The organism is Gillisia marina (assembly GCF_000258765.1).
Classification (GTDB): domain Bacteria; phylum Bacteroidota; class Bacteroidia; order Flavobacteriales; family Flavobacteriaceae; genus Gillisia; species Gillisia marina.
In genome coordinates this window covers 1-17,620 of sequence record NZ_AJLT01000018.1, presented here as the reverse complement: position 1 = coordinate 17,620, position 17,620 = coordinate 1, and the positions used below count along the sequence as shown (strand labels likewise).

The following is a 17,620-nucleotide window of genomic DNA, read 5'->3' as shown; positions in this document are numbered from 1 at the left end:
ATATGAAAAGATTAAGTTTATTAGCATGCCTTACAATTAGTTTACTATCATGCGATCGGGATTCCGATCCATTTTTAATAGACACTACCAGAGTAGGTTCACTTACAAAAGAAATACAAATTAATCAATTAGATTCTGTTTTCAAGGGAGATTCCATAGTTCGGAAAAACTCCGGGAATCAGTTCTTCAATTCTACCAGTGAAATAGAGATATTCGACAAAGATGGAAAACCCTTATTAATTCTAGAACCCATCCAACAATTTGATTCTACAAGCACCGTAGGATATATTCAAATCATGGATTCCAGGTTTCAAACCGCTAAAGGCCTAAACAACGCAAGCACATTTGGAGAGGTAGTTAAAAATTATGAAATCTCAAGAATTGAAAACACTTTAAATTCTGCTGTTGTATTTATAGACGAACTGAATTTATACCTCACTATAGATAAAAAAGACCTTCCGGCTAGCCTGCGCTACGACACAGACTCCAGAATCTCTGCATCGCAAATACCCGATGATGCAAAAATTAAATATCTGATGGTAAGTTGGTAAGGGTTGATTTTAGGATTAATATTATATCGATTATTTGTTTGTCATTTGATATAGGAATATAGACACCCTGAACTCGTTTCAGGGTTTTTTCATTACTTACTGAGATGCTGAAACCCCCGATGCATCTGGACAGCATGACGTATATGAATGAACAGCTAGAATTAACAAGTGTTTAATGTTAAAACCTTTAGGAAATGTTAATAATTCATCATTTTTCAATTCTTTAAGTACCTTTACTACTTAACCAATACTTATTATTATGATCAAGATTATAGCCGTTATTATGTTAATAGGAGGCGCCATTTCCCTAGTAATGGGAGTTTTGGGAATTTTTGGAAGTGTAGCTTTAATGATGAATCCATGGGCTTTGGCAATTTTAGGCTTTGTGTTTTTTATTGCTGGAATCTCAATGCTGAAATATCGCAAGGATACAGATGAGGTTGCTGTGGAAAACAAAAAAGCAGAATAAATAATTTTAGGGTAGCATAGATTAATACTGAATTGAGCAACATAATAATTGCTGAATCTTTATCTTTGCTACCCTAATCCTTTTTTTAATATGCAACTTACCCGAATCAATAAATATTTAAGCGAAGCGGGATACTGCTCCCGAAGAGAAGCCGATAAATTAATTGACCAAGGCAGAGTTACAGTAAATGGTGAAGTTCCTGAAATGGGAACCAAGATCGCCCCCGGCGATATTGTTCGTGTAAACGGCAAAACAATCACCAATAAAGATGAAAAACCGGTTTATATAGCTTTTAATAAACCTGTAGGTATTGTTTGCACCACCGATTCCGGTGTAGAAAAAGACAATATCATTGACTTCATAAATTATCCTAAAAGAATTTTTCCTATCGGTAGACTAGATAAGGCCAGTGAAGGTTTGATCTTCCTCACCAACGATGGCGATATTGTGAATAAAATATTACGCGCCAGTAATAATCACGAAAAAGAATATGTAGTTACCGTAAACAAACCTATCTCTTCAACATTTATAGACAGAATGGGCATGGGAATTTCTATTTTAGACACCGTTACCAAAAAATGTGAAGTAGAACTATTAGGTAATTACGATTTTAGAATTGTTCTTACCCAGGGCTTGAACAGGCAGATTAGAAGAATGTGTGAAGCTCTGGATTATGAAGTTACCAGCCTTAAGCGCGTTAGAATTATGAATGTTTTACTGGATGTTCCAGTTGGGGAATGGAGAGATATTACTGAAGAGGAATTAAACACTATTAATGAAATGGTTGCCAATTCTATAAAGACATATAAAGCTCCAGAACCAAATAAGAGAGATCCAAAGTACGACGAAGAAAAGGCAGAGAAATTTCACTCTAAGAACACCAAGCCTAAAGAAACTCCAAAATTCTCAGGTAGATCGAAATCTCGTAGAAATAAATCTTAACACATAATTAGCGGAACTGAAGCTATTATTTAAATAGAACTTTCTATTTTTAAAAGAAAAATGGGAACTTCAAGAAGTCGAATAAAAAATGAGGCTCAATATGAAGCCCTACTAGACAAAGGATATAGTAAAGAGAAATCTGCTAGAATTGCCAATACTCCAGATGCCGGAGTAAAAGGTGGAAAAGCGAAGGATTATGAAGATCGCACCAAAGCCGAAATATACGCCATGGCTAAAAAAGTAGGTATTTCAGGAAGATCTAAAATGTCTAAATCGGAGTTAATTCACGCACTAAGAAATAATTAAAATATGGGGAAAATTCAACCGTTTCATTTAGCAATTCCTGTTTCTAATTTAGAAGAAAACAGGGTTTTTTACAGAGAAGTTTTAGGTTGTGAAGAAGGAAGAAGTAGCGATCATTGGGTAGATTTTAACTTCTTTGGGCATCAATTGGTTCTTCATGTTCAAGAACCGCAACCCAAACCGAAAGGAAAAGGAAATCCGGTGGATGGAAAAGAGGTGCCAATTCCTCATTTCGGAGTTGTCTTGGAATGGGACGTTTTTCAAGATTTTTCTAAAAAATTAAAAAGTAATAATATCCAATTTGTTATTGAACCTTACATTCGATTTGAAGGAAAAACAGGAGAACAAGCAACAATGTTTTTTAAAGATCCCTCAGGAAATGCATTGGAATTCAAAGCATTCAAAAACATAGATCAGCTTTTTGCTAAATAAATATCATTTATGAAAAAATTAAGTCCCTCGCTAGTAAGGCAACTGTTTGTTCTTTTGCTTATTGTTTTCTTGGCGATCTTAATTTTCAAAGAGATTGTTCCCTACCTATCGGGAGTTCTTGGCGCAATTACATTATATGTATTAATGCGCAAGTGGATGATAAAATTGGTAGATAAAGGCTGGAGAAAATCTATCGCAGCCGGGGTTCTTATGTTGGCATCATTTATCGGAATTTTAATTCCTGTTATTCTTATTGTAATCATGCTTACCTCAAAAATAGGAAAAGCGGTTGCAAATTCAGAAAGAGTAGTAATTGCCTTTAAAGAACAAGTAAACAGATATGAAGAGGTTTTAGGTTACGACTTTAGTAGTAATATAGATAGTAATTCGATCACTAATTGGGTATCTACAAATTTGCAAAGTTTTGCGGGAGGAACTTTTAATGCATTTATCGCTATTGGAATCATGTATTTCATGTTGTATTATATGCTTACAGCCAGGCAAAAATTAAATGGAATTTTAAGCTCTTATATCCCATTGGCTCCGGAAAATATAATATTAATAGGAAACGAAAGTGACCTTTCTGTACGTTCAAATGCATTGGGAATTCCATTAGTAGCATTAATTCAAGGAATTATAGCATTAATTGGGTTTCTTATTTTCGGAGTTCCAGATCCTTTATTCTGGTTTGTAATTACCGCAATAGGATCTATGATCCCATTTATTGGAACCGCAATTGGAATTATACCAGTCACTATACTCTTGTTTTCTCAAGGCATGGAATGGCAGGCAGTGGCAATGTTTATTTATGGAGTAGTAGTTGTGGGGTCTACAGATAATTTGGTTAGGTTGTATATCCTGGAAAAATTATCCAGTGTCCACCCTTTAATCACCTTATTTGGAGTGGTTGTGGGAGTTCCACTTTTCGGATTTATAGGGCTAATATTCGGGCCTTTACTTATCTCCTTATTTTTACTTATATTAAAAATATACAAAACAGAATACGGAAATATTAACGACAATTTATAAAAACTAATTATGAAAAATATATTCAGCAAAAAAACAGAGGAAATAGATAAAGAATACATGAAAGACGAGATCGTAAAGATCGAAGAAGACGATGTAGAAGTAGTGATGGACAAAGAAGAAGCCATTAACAAAAAGATTACCAGTTCCAATATGCTGGAAAAGTATACTGAATTGGCAAAAATCATGTTTGGGATGCTTAAGGATTACCGCAAGGGGATTTATACTGAAGTGCCATGGTTTACCATTGCATCTATTGCTTTTGGATTTCTGTATGTATTAAATCCGTTGGATATAATTCCAGATTTCATTCCGGGATTAGGGTACATTGATGATCTGGCTGTACTTAGTTTTGGTCTTCGTTTTATTGAAACAGATCTCCACAATTATTTAGATTGGAAGTTAGAATCTGATGCGTAATTAATATATATATCCATTTTCTGTCCTAATAATTTTCTCGTCACCTTGAATTTATTTCAGGGTCTTTATAATGTTTTTATTTACATTGGAATGTAATGAGATTCTGAAACAAGTTCAGAATGACGTCCTTTTATAGTCTAGGATACTTTACGGGCGAACGATATATTTAATAATGTTTCACAAAAAAGGCTGTCTTATTCAAGACAGCCTTTTTTTGTATAGCTTAATTTAATTTTATGAATTCAACCTATGATTTTCTCTTGCCAATAAAGTGTTTTTAAGCAACATAGCAATGGTCATTGGTCCAACCCCACCAGGAACCGGAGTAATAAAAGAAGCCTTTTTACTAACATTTTCAAAATCTACATCCCCGGTAATTCTATAGCCTCTTGGAGCATCTTCATCTGGCACTCTAGTAATTCCAACATCTACAATAACAACATCATCCTTTACCATCTCGGCTTTCAAAAACTCAGGATTCCCAAGAGCAGTGATAATAATATCTGCTTGAGAGGTAATCTGGGTAATATTTTTAGTGTAGCTATGAGTAACCGTCACCGTAGAATTCCCCGGAAAGCCTTTTCTTCCCATTAAAATACTCATTGGTCTTCCCACTATATGGCTCCGACCAATTACTACTGTATGTTTTCCTTTTGTCTCTACATTGTAGCGTTCCAATAATTCCAAAATTCCGTATGGAGTGGCGGGAATAAAACTACTCATATCCAAAGCCATTTTTCCAAAGTTCGTAGGGTGAAAACCATCTACATCTTTATCCGGATTTACGGTAAGTAATACTTTTTGAGTATCTATTTGTTTTGGAAGCGGTAACTGAACGATAAATCCGTCGATATCCGGATTTTCATTTAATTCTTTAATTTTTTTTAAAAGCTCTGTTTCGCTTATGCTACTAGATAACTTTACAAGTGTAGATTCAAAACCTACTCTTTCACAGGCTCTAACTTTGCTGTTAACATAAGTTAAACTCGCCCCATCATTCCCAACAATTATTGCCGCAAGATGTGGCACTTTCTCTCCTCGATTCTTCATTTGCTGAACTTCAGCAGCAATTTCATCCTTTATTTCATTGCTAACCTTTTTACCGTCGAGTAGAGTCATATGTTTAGTATTCAGTTGGCAGTTGCAGTTGGCAGTTATTATACCTTGACTCCAAATTTACCAGGATTATTAATCATAAAATTTAGAAGCTTTCCTACTTCTTCACTTTTTGCATTGAAATCTTCAAATTCTAACTTCGTAATATATCCACACTCATTGGCAAAGTGCAGCCAACTTTGTGTTTCTGCATTCTCAGAATCACTATCACTTAATTTGCTTCTAAAGTGATTGGGATAACTTCTTTTCCTGTAAGCTTCGGCTATATTAGAACAAACCGATCTCGAACTTCTTCTAATCTGGTCGGTTAAGCTATATGTCTCTTCTTTTGGAAATCTTTTTGAAATTTCAAAAATTCTCATGGCCAACTCAAAAGCAATATGGTAAGACTTCAAAGATTTAAAATCCATATTTGAATATTTACTGAAAAATATAACTGCTATTTTACTGCCAACAGAGACTGCATACTGGTCTATTTCATCCCCTTCATCATCTGCATCATTTTTTGACCTCCACCACCTTGCATCATCTTCATCATTTTACCCATTTGGTTGAATTGCTTCAACAATTGGTTTACTTGCTGAACTGAAGTTCCGGATCCACCCGCGATTCTTTTCTTTCTAACCGCATTAATAATAGTTGGCGTACTTCTTTCCGCAGGAGTCATAGAATAAATAATAGCTTCTACATGCTTAAATGCATCATCATCAATATCTATATCCTTCAACATTTTTCCAGCTCCAGGGATCATTCCTAAAAGATCCTTCATAGAACCCATTTTCTTGATCTGGTGCAATTGCTTTAAGAAATCATCGAATCCAAACTGATTCTTGGCGATTTTCTTTTGAAGTTTTCTAGCTTCCTCTTCATCATATTGCTCCTGAGCTCTTTCCACCAAGGAAACAACATCTCCCATTCCCAAAATCCTATCGGCCATACGAGAAGGATAGAACACATCTATAGCATCCATTTTCTCTCCGGTACCAATAAACTTAATAGGTTTATTTACAACAGATTTAATCGAAATTGCCGCACCACCACGGGTATCACCATCTAATTTTGTAAGGATCACCCCATCAAAATTTAAACGATCGTTAAAGGCTTTTGCAGTATTCACCGCATCCTGACCTGTCATAGAATCTACTACGAATAAGGTTTCTTCAGGTTTTATTGCAGTATGAATATTTGCGATTTCCGTCATCATCGCCTCATCTACAGCAAGACGACCGGCGGTATCTATAATTACAACATTAAATCCGTTTTGCTTAGCATGAGCAATCGCAGCTTTGGAAATAGCAACAGGATCTTGATTTCCTACGTCACTAAAAACCTCAACTCCTATTTGCTCTCCAACAATTTGCAATTGATTGATCGCTGCAGGACGGTAAATATCACAAGCCACTAAAAGTGGATTCTTATTCTTTTTTGTCTTTAAAAAATTCGCCAGTTTTCCGGAAAAAGTAGTTTTACCACTACCTTGTAAACCAGACATCAAGATCACAGAAGGGTTGCCGGAAAGATCTATTTCTTCTACTTCCCCTCCCATTAATTGGGTAAGTTCATCCTTAACCAACTTCACCATTAATTGCCCTGGCTTCAATGCTGTTAATACATCTTGTCCTAAAGCTTTTTCTTTTACAGTGCTTGTAAATTCCTTCGCTATTTTATAGTTAACATCGGCTTCCACCAATGCTCTTCGCACTTCCTTTAAGGTTTCCGCAACGTTTACCTCTGTAATCTGCCCGTGTCCCTTTAGGATGTGTAAGGCATTATCTAACTTATCGCTTAAATTATCAAACATAATTCTTCCTGTAATTTATTATTCCTGCGCCTATCAGCGGATTGCAAATTTAATGATTTGATGCTGAAGTGAAAAGTTTTATTTGGAAACAATAGGTTACTAAATGAGCCTCCTACTTTTACATTGAACTTTCTCTTCGAAAATTGCTAATTGTTTATTGTAAACTGTTAATTGAAAGCCTACATTCTTTCCGGAACCTGAATTCCCAACAAACCAAATGCCGATTTAATAGTATTCCCGACTGCTTTTGACAATTGCACTCTAAAATTCTTTTCTACCTCATCTGAAGTTCCAAGAATCGTAACATTCTGGTAGAAAGAATTGAATTCCTTCACCAAATCATACGTATAATTGGCAATTAAAGCCGGACTATGATTCTCTGCAGCTAACTGAATTGTGTCTGGATACGTTTGCAACTGCTTAATCAATTCCTTTTCCTTTTCATGCAATTCGTAGCCTTCAGGAATATTCAATTTATCTTCTTCTACATCAGCTTTTCTTAAGATAGACTGAATTCTTGCATAGGTATATTGAATAAAAGGCCCTGTATTTCCTTGAAAATCTACAGATTCTTCAGGGTTAAATAAAATTCGTTTTCTAGGATCTACCTTCAAAATGTAATATTTTAAGGCTCCCAGTCCAATAATCTTATATAATTCATCTTTTTCTTCTGAAGAATACTCCCCAAGCTTTCCTAATTCTTCTGAAATAGTTTTAGCGGTTTGTGTCATTTGAGCTATCAAATCATCTGCATCTACCACCGTTCCCTCTCTACTCTTCATTTTTCCTGAAGGAAGATCTACCATTCCATAACTTAAGTGATATAAGTTATTTGCCCATTCGTAACCCAATTTACTTAAGATCAAAAACAACACTTTAAAATGGTAATCCTGCTCGTTTCCAACAGTATATACCATTCCATCAATATCGAAATCCTTTACACGCTGGATCGCCGTACCTATATCTTGAGTCATATATACCGCTGTACCATCACTTCTGAGCACGATTTTTTTCATCCAAGCCGTCTTCAGTAAGATCTATCCAAACACTACCATCATCTTTTCTAAAAAAGATCCCTTTTTCAAGACCTTCGGCAACCACGTCTTTTCCTAATAAATAGGTATTGCTTTCGTAGTAATTCTTGTCAAAATCTACTCCTAGTGTATTATAGGTTTTTTCGAAACCGTCATACACCCACTGATTCATTTTCTCCCAAAGGCCTTTTACATCTTCGTCCCCAGCTTCCCATTTTATAAGCATTTCTTGGGCAGCAATTAAAATAGGTGCTTGTGCTTTGGCTTCTTCTTCGGTCTTCCCTTCAGCAATAAGTGCAGCGATTTCCTTTTTATATTCCTTATCAAACAACACATAGTAGTTCCCTACCAATTTATCGCCTTTTAATCCTGTAGACTCCGGTGTTTCTCCGTTCCCCCATCGTTCCCACGCCAACATAGATTTACAGATGTGGATTCCACGATCGTTGATGATTTGTGTTTTATACACTTTATTTCCGCTCGCCTTTAATATTTCAGCAACAGAAAATCCTAATAAATTATTTCTAATATGTCCTAAGTGTAAAGGCTTATTAGTATTTGGGGAAGAATATTCCACCATAATAGTGTCTGAGGCATCAGTTACCTCAGCCTTCCCAAAATCTGCATTATTTGCAATTCCTTCAAAAGAGCTTAAATAGAATTCGTTGCTTAAAACGATATTCAAAAACCCTTGAACCACATTAAAGCGCAGTACTTCTTCAACATTTTCAACTAAATACTCCCCAATAGCGCTTCCAAGCTGAACCGGATTCGTTTTAATCTGGCGTAGCATAGGAAAAGTTACCAAGGTGATATCTCCTTCAAAATCCTTACGAGTAGGTTGAAATTCTACTTGCGCGAGCTCTACTTGATGTAGATGCTTAACTGCTTCCTTAACTTTTTGCTCAATTTTATTCTGAATATTCATTCTGGAAAATTTATTGTCTTTTAATGCTGAAAATACAAGCAGCAAAGATAATAGAAAATACCTGCAAGCTATAGTGCTTTAAGAGCAAATCCCTATCTTTATGAAAAAGCGAAAAATGCTGCTGAATATAAGCTATAACAATAAAGAAATTAAGGAAAAGATCAATAAAGAAGTTGGGACTCCCTTCACTTTAATGGAACGAATAAAATTGAAGGGTAGCGGCTCTCCCAAATTACATATAACTTCTACCAGTATAGAAATCCACAACTTATTAATTTTAGATTCCAAAACTAACACATGCAATATTGAATTGCGCCCAAAAGGTATTATTGTCATGTTTAAATCTTTATTGGAAACATATGGTTTAATAATCCCTTATTATAAACTTAATCTTTACAAAGGAAAGGCTCAAGAATACTCCATTTACAAAGACCATTATTTTATAAAAGTAAAAGCCGACAGCCCTGCAATCCATAAATTCATGATAAAGATCTTAGATTATAAGGCAGATAATGCACTTCCGCAGATAGAAGACATTAGGTAACATTCTGTTTACAATTCATCAATTTTTCAGCACTTAATTTAATACAAGCATCATAAAGGCATAACCGGCCATTCCCAGTTTAGCAGCAATTTTGCTGTAAAAACAAATGGAATTATTTATTTATGTTTTTGCTGCTTTATTTTCAGTTATGAATCCGCTGGGAACTGTTCCTATTTTTGTAGGCTTAACTCAGGAAGACTCTCCTGCTGAGCGCTCAAAAACATCCCTTTTAACCTCAATAAATATTTTAGTAATCCTTATTATTTCCTTTTTTACGGGCAAATACATCCTTCAGTTCTTTGGAATAAGTATCGATTCTTTAAGAATTGCCGGTGGGCTCATCATTGTGAGTTCCGGCTTTGCGCTGCTAACAGGCTCTTTTTCTAAACACAAGGGAATGGATAAGCGCGTAAAAGATGATGCCTATCAACGGGAAGGGGTTTCATTAACTCCGCTAGCTATTCCAATGCTTGCCGGACCAGGAACGATCTCTTTATTAATTGGAATGCATGAGGAATATCAATTTTTTGAACAAAGAATTATAACCATAGTCGCAATTTTGGCTGTATGTATAGCAACATTCACGGTTTTAAAAAGCGCACATTATATCGTTAAGATCCTTGGTGCTTCAGGAATAAACGCAATATCAAGAATTATTGGTTTTATAGTAATCGCAATAGGAATTGAATATATAAGTTCCTCTGCTATCAACGTATTAAGCCAGATTTTCAGTTAACGCTTACCTTTTATTAAAAGCAATCCCCCCGATAAGAGACAATATCCCTAAACCAATCATTGCATAAGACTGCGTATGGTCTCCTTGTGCCTGAACTTTAAGAGGTCCCGCTTCAAAAGCGACCTCAGGGGTTATTAGAGTATATAATCCATATCCAACAAGTACAACTCCAACAACTAACAGTACAATCTTAAGAGTATTATTCATTTTATATTAAGGTTTGTTTAAACCGAAAGTAAACAATTAATTCCTAAATTATAACCGAATTAAATATTGAAAATGAAGATTTTACTTACAGGTGCTAATGGTTATATAGGACTTAGGTTATTACCACAACTATTAGAACTTGGCCACGAAGTGGTGTGTGCAGTTAGAGATAAAAAGCGGTTTTCCCAAAACAAGGAGCTTCTGGACAAAATAGAAGTGGTAGAAATAGATTTTCTACAACCTGCGAAAATTCCAGAAGAAATTAAAGATATAGATATTGCGTATTATCTTATTCATTCTATGTCTGCTTCCACTACAGATTTTGACAGTAAGGAAGCGCAGGCGGCTACAACATTTAATGAGATTATGGCTGACACCAGTGTGAAACAAGTCATTTATCTAAGTGGAATAATTAACACCGAAGAACTCTCTAAGCATTTAGAATCCAGGAAAAAGGTTGAAGAAATTTTATATAATGGAAATTTTAATATTACTGTTTTAAGAGCAGCAATTATAGTAGGTTCAGGAAGTTCCTCTTTTGAAATAATCAGAGATCTTTGCGAAAAACTTCCCGTAATGGTAACTCCTAGCTGGGTGAAAACAAAATGCCAACCTATTGCTATTAGAGATGTGCTTCAATTCTTAACCGGAGTGATCGGTTTGGAAAAAGCATATAATGAATCCTTTGATATTGGTGGCCCGGATATTATTTCCTACAAACAAATGATGCAGCAATATGCGGAAGTTCGTGGTTTAAAAATTGTAATAATCGATGTTCCGGTGCTTTCCCCAAAAATATCTTCTTATTGGCTTTATTTTGTAACCTCTACTTCCTACAAACTTGCGCAAAACTTGGTAGATAGCATGAAGGTTGAAGTAATTACTAATGACAAACGACTACAAGAACTCTTAAAAATAGAACCTATTTCCTATAAAGAAGCAATTGAATTAGCTTTTTATAAAATTGAGCAAAATCAGGTGATCTCTAGCTGGAAAGATTCTATGAGCAGCGGTAGATTTAGAAAAGATCTCAATAAATATATTCAAGTTCCAACATTTGGTTGTTTAAAAGATGCCCAGTCCATAAAAGTTGAAAACCCAGAAGAAGTATTAAAACGAATTTGGGCTATTGGCGGGACTACAGGATGGTATTATGGGAATTGGCTATGGAAAATCCGTGGATATTTCGATAAGCTTTTTGGTGGAGTTGGTTTAAGGCGAGGAAGAACACATGCTTCTGAAATAGCTTCAGGAGATTCTTTGGATTTCTGGCGAGTTTTGTTAGCTGACAAGGAAAAAAGAAGATTATTATTATTTGCTGAAATGAAAGTGCCTGGAGAAGCTTGGTTAGAGTTTGAAATCGATGAAGAGAATGTCCTTCACCAAACAGCCACTTTTAGACCTCGAGGATTATGGGGAAGACTTTACTGGTACACCATGTTGCCATTTCACTATTTTATCTTTGAAGGAATGCTGAATAAAATTGCTAAAGGCTAATTATTGATTTAGGCTTGTAATTCAAATCTTTATTAACTCTATTCAAAGTGCAAAAAAAAGCAACCTGAAGAACTAAACTTTTAGGTTGCTTTTTTTTATTATCTAAATAATATTATGCCTTAGGCAAAAACACTTCCGCCATCATACAGCGCGCGCTTCCGCCACCGCAGGTTTCTATAGTGTTTAAGTCTGAACTTAATATCTCGCAGTGCTTTTCTATCGCTTTAATTTGAGAGTCGGTTAAACTTTTATAAGCGGTAGCACTCATCACCAAATATTTCTTATCGTCTGCACCTTTTACCTGTAACATATTCCCTGCAAACTGATGCATTTGAGCTTCGGTAATAGTGATTACTTGTTTCCCGTCTTGCTTTAAATGTTTTAAAACACTTTTTCTCTCTTTCGCGTCATCTATACAATCGGCACAGATCACAGCAAATTCTTCAGCAATACACATCATTACGTTTGTATGATATATTGGTAATCTTTTACCTTCTACCTCTTGAAACGCATGGAAAATAACAGGAGTATATTCAAAATCTTCACAAAATTCAATAAGCAATTCTTCATCTGCTCTTACCGAAAGGGCACAATAGGCTTTTCTATTTATTCTATCCAGAATTAAAACTCCGGTTCCTTCTAAATATACTTTTTCGTCTTCTGCTTCCGTATAATCTACCACCTCTGAAATCTTGAAACCTTTTGATTCTAAAGCTTCAAAAAATTCCATTCTTCGCTCTCTTCGTCTATTTTCAGCAAACATAGGATATACCGCAGCTTTCCCATCTTGATGAAAGGACACCCAGTTGTTAGGAAAAATAGAGTCTGGAGTATCTAATTCTTTCTTATCGTCTACCACAACTACATTTACTCCAACTGCCTTTAACTTATTTACAAATGCATCGAATTCATTTTGAGCTTTTGAATTGATCTCTTCATTCTTCAACTGCAGTTCTTCCTGAAAATAATTATTTACAGAAGTTTCTTCATTCATTCTAAAATTCACCGGGCGAACCATTAGAATTGTATTTGTTATTTGCTCCATGGTTTTATTCTCTAATTAATGGTAAGGTGGTGCATCTTAAAAGCCCTTCTTGTTTAGAAATTTCAGCATAAGGAACTTCCTCCACAGTAATTCCTTGTTCTCTCAACCAAGTATTTAATCTGGTAAAATTCTTTTCCGAGATCACTACATCTTCAGAAATAGAAAAAATATTGGAGTTCATATTATACATCTCCTCACGGGTAATCTCAAAAATATTCTCTTTCCCAAAAAGATTTACCAACCAATTATATTCTTCTTCAATCAAAAATCCTCCTTTATAGATAATCGCTTTATCCTTTCCAACAGGCTGAAAACAACAATCCAAATGGAGCGCATTATCTCTTGCCTCTGTATTAGATTTTCTCAAACTAAAGGATACAACCTTTCTTTCCGGGAATAAATCCCGTAAAGCCCTCACCCCTTTCATGTTAGTTCTAGCGGTGATATAGTTTTTATAATCTTCGCCTTTGTAAGTTCCAACCAAAATGTAATCCTTATATGGCATCACATCGCCGCCTTCCATATGAGCATCTTCAGGCATGGTTAAAATTTTGCTAGGATCTATTTGATCTATAACATGCTTAATCGCCTCAATTTCCTCGTCTCTATCTGGTAAAATATTTGCTTTTATAAATTTGTCATCTATAACAAAGGCGATATCCCTAGTAAAAATCTGATTGTAATCTTCTATAATCTTTGGTCTAAAGACCTTTACATCATATTTTTCAAATACAGCAGCAACCGCTTCCATCTCCTTTACCATGTCCTCTTCCACAGGATAGGTTCCTGCTTTGATATGCTCCGCAGATTTGGGATCGTACGCATCTTTATATTCGGGTGTTCCTCCGTTGCTTTTGGCTGTACCTAATACTACTGCTTTTAAACGAGAGGTTTCACTTTTAATATTCAGTTCTAACATTTCTTGGTGCTTTGTGCAAATATAAAAAAAGCTTCATTGGAAAATGAAGCTTTTTAAATTTATGAATTTCAAAATATTATCTATTATCAAGTTCTTTAAAAGATCTTAAGTTTTCACCAATATAAACCTGTCTAGGTCTTCCAATTGGCTCTTTTCCTAATCTCATTTCTCTCCATTGAGCGATCCATCCCGGCAATCTTCCTACTGCAAACATTACAGTAAACATTTCGGTTGGGATTCCCATTGCACGGTAAATAATTCCTGAATAGAAATCTACATTAGGATATAATTTACGCTCTACGAAATATTCATCTTCTAAGGCTGCTTTTTCAAGACCTTTAGCAATATCCAAAATAGGATCTTCTACACCAAGTTCAGCTAAAACTTCATCTGCTGCCTTTTTTATGATCTTAGCTCTTGGATCAAAATTCTTGTAAACTCTGTGTCCAAAGCCCATTAATCTAAATGGATCATTTTTATCTTTTGCTTTCGCTATAAATTTTGAAGTATCCCCACCATCGGCTTTAATCGCTTCTAACATTTCAATCACTGCCTGGTTAGCTCCACCATGAAGTGGCCCCCATAGTGCAGAAACTCCTGCAGAAATTGATGCAAATAATCCCGCTTGAGAAGAACCAACGATTCTTACCGTTGAAGTAGAACAGTTTTGCTCATGATCTGCATGTAAGATCAACAACCTATCTAAAGCTGCAACTACATTTTTATTTGCCTTATACTCCTTCCCAGATTCTTGAAACATCATTTTCAAGAAACTCTCTACATAACCTAAGTTATTATCTCTATTTTCTAGAGATGTATCATTTTTTCTCCTTAAAGTCCACGCCGCTAGAGTTGGGAATTTAGCCAACAACTTTACGATGGCTTTATACATATCCTCTTCTGAGTCTACATTTACAGACTTTGGATTAAAAGCAATAAGAGCACTTGTTAAAGAAGACAACATCCCCATTGGATGTGCGGTAGGTGGAAAACCTCTTAACACCTTTTTCATATCAAGATTCACCTCACTTTGGTGCTTGATATCTTCTTTAAATTTATCTAATTCTTCTTTATTTGGTAATTCTCCGAAAATCAACAAAAAGACAACCTCTAAAAAGTCAGCTTTTTCAGCTAACTCCTCAATAGAATATCCTCTATACCTTAAGATTCCTTTTTCTCCATCTAGAAAAGTAATTGCACTTTCACAACTCCCTGTGTTCTTAAAACCCGGATCTAAAGTGATAACACCAGAATCTCCTCTAAGACTCTTGATATCTATAGCAACCTCATTTTCAGTTCCTATAGTAATTGGGAATTCGTATTTCTTTCCATCTATCTCTAACGTAGCGACTTTTGACATATATTCTAAAACTTTTTCTGATTATTTTTTCGGACTGCTAAAGTACGAAATATGCACATAAAAGAGCGTCTATTCCAAAGGGAATTTCTCATTTATAATATAACTTTGGCAGCTTTTTAAGAAAAAAGAGCCATAAAAAAACCCTTTCCATAAAAGAAAGAGTTTTTATTAAATAATATCTAAAAAATTTAGATCTTAAAAGCATTCATTTGTGGGTAATAAGCTACACTTTCAAGCTCTTCTTCAATCCTTAATAGTTGATTGTATTTTGCCATTCTATCACTTCTAGAAGCCGATCCCGTTTTTATCTGACCCGTATTTAAAGCAACCGCCAAATCTGCAATCGTATTATCTTCAGTTTCTCCAGATCTGTGTGACATCACGCAAGTATAACCTGCATTTTTAGCCATGTTCACAGTTGCAATAGTTTCAGTTAAAGTACCAATTTGGTTTACTTTTATTAAAATTGAATTTGCGATTCCTTCTTTAATTCCTCTAGAGAGCCTTTCTACGTTGGTCACGAAAAGATCATCTCCAACCAACTGTACTTTATCTCCAACTTTATCTGTTAATGATTTCCATCCTTCCCAGTCATTTTCATCCATTCCATCTTCAATAGAAATGATTGGATATTTTTCTGAAAGCTCCGCTAAATAAGAAGCTTGTTCTTCGCTCGTTCTAACCTTTCCTTGCTTCCCTTCAAATTTTGTATAATCGTATTTTCCATTTACATAGAATTCGGCTGCAGCACAATCTAAAGCGATCATAACTTCATCTCCACCTTTATAACCTGCATTTTTTATTGCAAGTAAAATAGTTTCTAAAGCATCTTCAGTTCCATCTAAAGTTGGTGCAAAACCACCTTCATCCCCAACAGCAGTACTTAAGCCTCTATCGTGCAATACCATTTTTAAATGGTGAAAGATCTCTGACCCCATTTGCATAGCATGCGTAAAGCTCTTTGCTTTTACAGGCATTACCATGAATTCTTGAAATGCGATAGGAGCATCACTATGAGAACCACCGTTAATAATATTCATCATTGGTACGGGAAGCGTATTCGCACTAACCCCTCCAATATATCTATATAAAGGTAAACCAAGTTCTGCCGCAGCAGCTTTCGCCACAGCTAAGGAGACACCCAAAATTGCATTCGCCCCTAATTTAGATTTATTTGGCGTACCATCAATTTCAATCATTACCTGATCAATCAGATTCTGATCGAAAATTGAGAACCCAAGAAGTTCTTCAGCAATAATTTTATTCACATTATCTACCGCTTTGGAAACGCCTTTTCCCATATATGCTTTCCCGCCATCACGAAGTTCTACAGCTTCATGCTCACCTGTAGAGGCTCCAGAAGGAACCGCTGCTCTACCAAGCATTCCATTATCAGTTAATACATCTACTTCTACTGTTGGATTTCCGCGTGAATCAAAAATTTGACGAGCGTGAATGTTTATTATTATACTCATAATATGGGTTAAATTTTTATAAGCCGCAATATACAAATACAAGAAATAGTATGCTTCAAATATTACGAATTAAGCCAAATATTTACGATAACGATTTAGCTAGTTTAGGGTAATTTAGGGAAGAACTAGAGGATAAATTTGAAGCAATTCAACTATCTAGTGACCTGATTAGAACAATGAAATTCAGTTAGAATTACTAATTATTTTTCTTTTCCTAGTTTAAAACCAAGCTGCAATCCTATATTCGCGGCCAAATAAGGATCTTGTCGATCACTAAATCCCATCCCAAGACCAAGATTTAAATTTAGTTTAAAGTTGCTTTTATAAACTCGCTGGAAACCCCAGACCGGACCTACAAAACCACTGTAATCATTATTAAGTCGCATATCCCCAATAATAGGATCTCCACTTGAAGCACTCGCTGAAAGTGCAATATAGTTTCCGCTATTTTCAGAGATCTTTTTGCCTTTTTCTAACCTTTTCTTTAAATTATAATAATGGCGGTATTGTGCCTCAAAACCGGGATAAATACCGTATTCAGCTTCATCTAGAAAAGAAGAATCATGATAAGCAAATCCAAAACCTACGTTGAGATCAATCGTGGAATTTTTCGAAATCGCTGTTTCATATTCTACTGAAGGTATTAAAAAATTTAATGAAAGTTGGCTAGTGGTTTCTTGGGCAAAGGAAGTAAATCCAATAAAAAAGGATGCACATAGTAGAATTTTTTTCATAAAAAGGGGGGATTTAAATAATTAGTTAAGAATTTGCGATATTTTCGATATGGTATCAAAAAAAAAGGCCAAAAAATATAT

At 35.2% G+C, this 17,620-nt stretch carries 19 protein-coding genes and 1 pseudogene; 10 read left to right on the top strand and 10 right to left on the bottom strand.

The annotated features are described in order from the left end of the window. Positions 1-2 precede the first annotated feature (2 nt). The 7 genes from ON07_RS04805 (at position 3) to ON07_RS04775 (ending at position 4,143) form a co-directional block, all read left to right on the top strand. Positions 3-551, top strand: a complete 549-nt coding sequence (locus tag ON07_RS04805) for a hypothetical protein (RefSeq protein WP_010228651.1) — start codon at positions 3-5, stop codon at positions 549-551. 259 nt (positions 552-810) lie between these two features. Further along, positions 811-1,020: a hypothetical protein gene (locus tag ON07_RS04800; protein ID WP_010228649.1), complete on the top strand. Its 210-nt coding sequence runs from the start codon at positions 811-813 to the stop codon at positions 1,018-1,020. Between the two features lie 90 nt (positions 1,021-1,110). Then, the gene (gene rluF, locus ON07_RS04795; RefSeq protein ID WP_010228647.1) at positions 1,111-1,962 is read left to right on the top strand and encodes a 23S rRNA pseudouridine(2604) synthase RluF; all 852 of its coding nucleotides are present in this window, start codon (positions 1,111-1,113) and stop codon (positions 1,960-1,962) included. 60 nt (positions 1,963-2,022) lie between these two features. Continuing rightward, positions 2,023-2,268, top strand: coding sequence for a DUF7218 family protein (locus tag ON07_RS04790; protein ID WP_010228646.1), 246 nt, complete (start codon positions 2,023-2,025; stop codon positions 2,266-2,268). A gap of 3 nt (positions 2,269-2,271) precedes the next feature. Continuing rightward, complete coding sequence (locus tag ON07_RS04785; protein WP_010228645.1) at positions 2,272-2,697, top strand: VOC family protein; 426 nt, start codon at positions 2,272-2,274, stop codon at positions 2,695-2,697. Positions 2,698-2,706: 9 nt separating this feature from the next. Further along, the gene (locus ON07_RS04780) at positions 2,707-3,726 is read left to right on the top strand and encodes an AI-2E family transporter (RefSeq protein WP_010228644.1); all 1,020 of its coding nucleotides are present in this window, start codon (positions 2,707-2,709) and stop codon (positions 3,724-3,726) included. Positions 3,727-3,735: 9 nt separating this feature from the next. Further along, entirely contained in the window at positions 3,736-4,143 is a 408-nt protein-coding gene (locus ON07_RS04775) for a YkvA family protein (protein ID WP_010228643.1), read from the top strand. A 234-nt stretch (positions 4,144-4,377) separates the two neighbouring features. Here the strand turns inward: ON07_RS04775 and ON07_RS04770 are convergent, their stop codons facing one another. From ON07_RS04770 to argS, 4 genes and pseudogenes are all read right to left on the bottom strand, one after another. Further along, on the bottom strand, positions 4,378-5,262 hold the full coding sequence (locus tag ON07_RS04770; RefSeq protein WP_010228642.1) for a bifunctional 5,10-methylenetetrahydrofolate dehydrogenase/5,10-methenyltetrahydrofolate cyclohydrolase: 885 nt from the start codon (positions 5,260-5,262) through the stop codon (positions 4,378-4,380). Between the two features lie 38 nt (positions 5,263-5,300). Next, positions 5,301-5,669 (bottom strand): four helix bundle protein, encoded by a 369-nt coding sequence (locus ON07_RS04765; RefSeq protein ID WP_010228641.1) that lies wholly within the window; start codon positions 5,667-5,669, stop codon positions 5,301-5,303. A gap of 62 nt (positions 5,670-5,731) precedes the next feature. Next, positions 5,732-7,060, bottom strand: coding sequence for a signal recognition particle protein (gene ffh / locus ON07_RS04760; RefSeq protein ID WP_010228640.1), 1,329 nt, complete (start codon positions 7,058-7,060; stop codon positions 5,732-5,734). Positions 7,061-7,239: 179 nt separating this feature from the next. Beyond that, a pseudogene (gene argS, locus ON07_RS14560) lies at positions 7,240-9,022 on the bottom strand (arginine--tRNA ligase). A gap of 115 nt (positions 9,023-9,137) precedes the next feature. Between argS and ON07_RS04750 the strand changes: the two are divergent. Continuing rightward, entirely contained in the window at positions 9,138-9,566 is a 429-nt protein-coding gene (locus ON07_RS04750) for a hypothetical protein (protein ID WP_010228638.1), read from the top strand. A gap of 106 nt (positions 9,567-9,672) precedes the next feature. Next, complete coding sequence (locus ON07_RS04745) at positions 9,673-10,302, top strand: MarC family NAAT transporter (RefSeq protein ID WP_010228636.1); 630 nt, start codon at positions 9,673-9,675, stop codon at positions 10,300-10,302. 3 nt (positions 10,303-10,305) lie between these two features. On the opposite strand, the gene ON07_RS04740 is transcribed toward ON07_RS04745, so the two are convergent. Next, entirely contained in the window at positions 10,306-10,509 is a 204-nt protein-coding gene (locus ON07_RS04740) for a hypothetical protein (RefSeq protein WP_010228634.1), read from the bottom strand. Between the two features lie 72 nt (positions 10,510-10,581). Between ON07_RS04740 and ON07_RS04735 the strand changes: the two genes are divergently transcribed. Next, positions 10,582-12,006: an SDR family oxidoreductase gene (locus ON07_RS04735; RefSeq protein ID WP_010228632.1), complete on the top strand. Its 1,425-nt coding sequence runs from the start codon at positions 10,582-10,584 to the stop codon at positions 12,004-12,006. Between the two features lie 112 nt (positions 12,007-12,118). Here ON07_RS04735 and ctlX read toward each other — a convergent pair whose 3' ends face one another. The 5 genes from ctlX to ON07_RS04710 form a co-directional block, all read right to left on the bottom strand. After that, positions 12,119-13,051, bottom strand: coding sequence for a citrulline utilization hydrolase CtlX (ctlX, locus tag ON07_RS04730; RefSeq protein WP_010228630.1), 933 nt, complete (start codon positions 13,049-13,051; stop codon positions 12,119-12,121). Between the two features lie 4 nt (positions 13,052-13,055). Further along, on the bottom strand, positions 13,056-13,970 hold the full coding sequence (locus ON07_RS04725; protein WP_010228628.1) for a dimethylarginine dimethylaminohydrolase family protein: 915 nt from the start codon (positions 13,968-13,970) through the stop codon (positions 13,056-13,058). Positions 13,971-14,046: 76 nt separating this feature from the next. Then, positions 14,047-15,330: a citrate synthase gene (locus ON07_RS04720; RefSeq protein ID WP_010228626.1), complete on the bottom strand. Its 1,284-nt coding sequence runs from the start codon at positions 15,328-15,330 to the stop codon at positions 14,047-14,049. A gap of 188 nt (positions 15,331-15,518) precedes the next feature. After that, entirely contained in the window at positions 15,519-16,805 is a 1,287-nt protein-coding gene (gene eno / locus ON07_RS04715; protein ID WP_010228624.1) for a phosphopyruvate hydratase, read from the bottom strand. Positions 16,806-17,005: 200 nt separating this feature from the next. After that, positions 17,006-17,539 (bottom strand): hypothetical protein, encoded by a 534-nt coding sequence (locus tag ON07_RS04710; protein WP_050915848.1) that lies wholly within the window; start codon positions 17,537-17,539, stop codon positions 17,006-17,008. Positions 17,540-17,620: the final 81 nt, after the last annotated feature.

What these genes read in the sequence shown, in the direction of transcription:
- ON07_RS04805 (WP_010228651.1), top strand. Translation starts at nt 3, where the DNA reads ATGAAAAGATTAAGTTTATTAGCATGCCTTACAATTAGTTTACTATCA.
- ON07_RS04800 (WP_010228649.1), top strand. Translation starts at nt 811, where the DNA reads ATGATCAAGATTATAGCCGTTATTATGTTAATAGGAGGCGCCATTTCC.
- rluF (WP_010228647.1), top strand. Translation starts at nt 1,111, where the DNA reads ATGCAACTTACCCGAATCAATAAATATTTAAGCGAAGCGGGATACTGC.
- ON07_RS04790 (WP_010228646.1), top strand. Translation starts at nt 2,023, where the DNA reads ATGGGAACTTCAAGAAGTCGAATAAAAAATGAGGCTCAATATGAAGCC.
- ON07_RS04785 (WP_010228645.1), top strand. Translation starts at nt 2,272, where the DNA reads ATGGGGAAAATTCAACCGTTTCATTTAGCAATTCCTGTTTCTAATTTA.
- ON07_RS04780 (WP_010228644.1), top strand. Translation starts at nt 2,707, where the DNA reads ATGAAAAAATTAAGTCCCTCGCTAGTAAGGCAACTGTTTGTTCTTTTG.
- ON07_RS04775 (WP_010228643.1), top strand. Translation starts at nt 3,736, where the DNA reads ATGAAAAATATATTCAGCAAAAAAACAGAGGAAATAGATAAAGAATAC.
- ON07_RS04770 (WP_010228642.1), bottom strand. Translation starts at nt 5,262, where the DNA reads ATGACTCTACTCGACGGTAAAAAGGTTAGCAATGAAATAAAGGATGAA.
- ON07_RS04765 (WP_010228641.1), bottom strand. Translation starts at nt 5,669, where the DNA reads ATGGATTTTAAATCTTTGAAGTCTTACCATATTGCTTTTGAGTTGGCC.
- ffh (WP_010228640.1), bottom strand. Translation starts at nt 7,060, where the DNA reads ATGTTTGATAATTTAAGCGATAAGTTAGATAATGCCTTACACATCCTA.
- ON07_RS04750 (WP_010228638.1), top strand. Translation starts at nt 9,138, where the DNA reads ATGCTGCTGAATATAAGCTATAACAATAAAGAAATTAAGGAAAAGATC.
- ON07_RS04745 (WP_010228636.1), top strand. Translation starts at nt 9,673, where the DNA reads ATGGAATTATTTATTTATGTTTTTGCTGCTTTATTTTCAGTTATGAAT.
- ON07_RS04740 (WP_010228634.1), bottom strand. Translation starts at nt 10,509, where the DNA reads ATGAATAATACTCTTAAGATTGTACTGTTAGTTGTTGGAGTTGTACTT.
- ON07_RS04735 (WP_010228632.1), top strand. Translation starts at nt 10,582, where the DNA reads ATGAAGATTTTACTTACAGGTGCTAATGGTTATATAGGACTTAGGTTA.
- ctlX (WP_010228630.1), bottom strand. Translation starts at nt 13,051, where the DNA reads ATGGAGCAAATAACAAATACAATTCTAATGGTTCGCCCGGTGAATTTT.
- ON07_RS04725 (WP_010228628.1), bottom strand. Translation starts at nt 13,970, where the DNA reads ATGTTAGAACTGAATATTAAAAGTGAAACCTCTCGTTTAAAAGCAGTA.
- ON07_RS04720 (WP_010228626.1), bottom strand. Translation starts at nt 15,330, where the DNA reads ATGTCAAAAGTCGCTACGTTAGAGATAGATGGAAAGAAATACGAATTC.
- eno (WP_010228624.1), bottom strand. Translation starts at nt 16,805, where the DNA reads ATGAGTATAATAATAAACATTCACGCTCGTCAAATTTTTGATTCACGC.
- ON07_RS04710 (WP_050915848.1), bottom strand. Translation starts at nt 17,539, where the DNA reads ATGAAAAAAATTCTACTATGTGCATCCTTTTTTATTGGATTTACTTCC.